This is a genomic window from Streptomyces sp. NPDC057543 (assembly GCF_042801895.1).
Taxonomy (GTDB): Bacteria; Actinomycetota; Actinomycetes; order Streptomycetales; family Streptomycetaceae; genus Streptomyces.
The window spans coordinates 1-1,437 of record NZ_JBHVFF010000582.1 but is presented as its reverse complement, the minus strand read 5'-3'; the positions used below and the strand labels follow the sequence as shown (position 1 = coordinate 1,437).

The following is a 1,437-nucleotide window of genomic DNA, read 5'->3' as shown; positions in this document are numbered from 1 at the left end:
CCTAGTAGTACTTCGTTAGGTTGATTTGATCTTGGATGTTGGGTCAGGCATGATGCTCGTGTGGACTTGGGGGAGATCGAGCAACTCCGGGGCGAGCTGGCTGCGTTCGTGGCTGAGGTGTTCGCGTCCGTGCCGCGCCGGGATCAGCGGGCGAAGGGCGACTGCTATCTGCGTGGGTTGATGCTGGACGGTCGTAGGAAGTCGATCCAGCCGATGGCCGCGCGGTTGCCGGACGGCGACATGCAGGCCTTGCAGCAATTCGTGAACCAGTCGCCGTGGGACCACGCTGCGGTGTTGCGCGCGGTGGCCGTCAAAACGGTTCCGGTAGTCGATCCTGAGGTGTGGGTGATCGACGACGTGTCGTTCCCCAAGGACGGGAAGATGTCGGTGGGGGTGGCCCGGCAGTGGTGCGGGGCGCTGGGCAAGCAGTCCAACTGCCAGGTTGCGGTGAGCCTGCATGCCGCGTCCGACACCGCCTCCGTGCCGATCTCGTGGCGGCTTTTCGTGCCGCAGCAGTGGCAGGACGACACCGCGCGTCGGTCCAGCGCCGGCATCCCTGAGGGAGTGGGGCACCGGGAGAAGTGGCGGCTGGCCCTGGACCTGATCGACGAGGCGATCGATTGGGGCCTTGCCCCGCAGGTGATTGTTGCGGATGCCGGGTACGGCCAGAACAACGCATTCCGGCAGGCCCTGGCCGATCGCGGCCTGGACTTCGTCGTCGCGGTGCGGGCGGATGAATCCGCCCACCCGTACGACGCTGTGCCCACCGCACCCACCTGGAGCGGGAACGGACGCAAGCCCGCCGCCCGCTACCGCACCAAGGCGCTCTCGCTGAAAGGCCTGGCTACCGAATCCGGTCGCAAGGCCTATCGGCAGGCGACCTGGCGCAAAGGCTCCCAAGGTCCGATGCGCTCGAGATTCCGGGTGCAGAGTGTGCGTCCAGCCGGTGTCGCAGCCCGCACCGATGCGATGGCCCAGGCGGGAGGCTCTTCCGCCTGGGACGGGGTACTGCCCGTCCTGACCCTGCTCAGCGAATGGCCCACCGGCCAGAAGACGCCCACCGAGTACTGGCTGACCAGCCTGCCCACCGACACCCCACTGCGATACCTGGTCCGGCTGGCAAAGATGCGCTGGCGGATCGAGCACGACTACCGCGAGATGAAACACGGCCTGGGCCTGGACCACTTCGAAGGCCGCACCTGGCGCGGCTGGCACCACCACGCCGCCCTGGTCACCGCAGCTCACGCCTTTCTCACCCTCCGACGCCTCGACCCAAAAGCCCAAGCGCCGGCCTGACCTTCTACCAAGTCCTCGACACGCTCCAGGACCTCATGCGCGCATGGACCGGCACATGCCCCACCTGCCACCGCGACATACCCGCCCCGGCCCCGCCAGAACACCACCCAAGCCAGCCAACCTAACGAAGTACTACTAGTG

Annotated in this window: 1 protein-coding gene; it reads left to right on the top strand. The window is 66.9% G+C overall.

Annotated elements, in window-relative coordinates; genetic code table 11:
• Positions 1-60 precede the first annotated feature (60 nt).
• Positions 61-1,296 (top strand): IS701 family transposase, encoded by a 1,236-nt coding sequence (locus ACFU8Q_RS41445; RefSeq protein ID WP_384465382.1) that lies wholly within the window; start codon positions 61-63, stop codon positions 1,294-1,296.
• Positions 1,297-1,437: the final 141 nt, after the last annotated feature.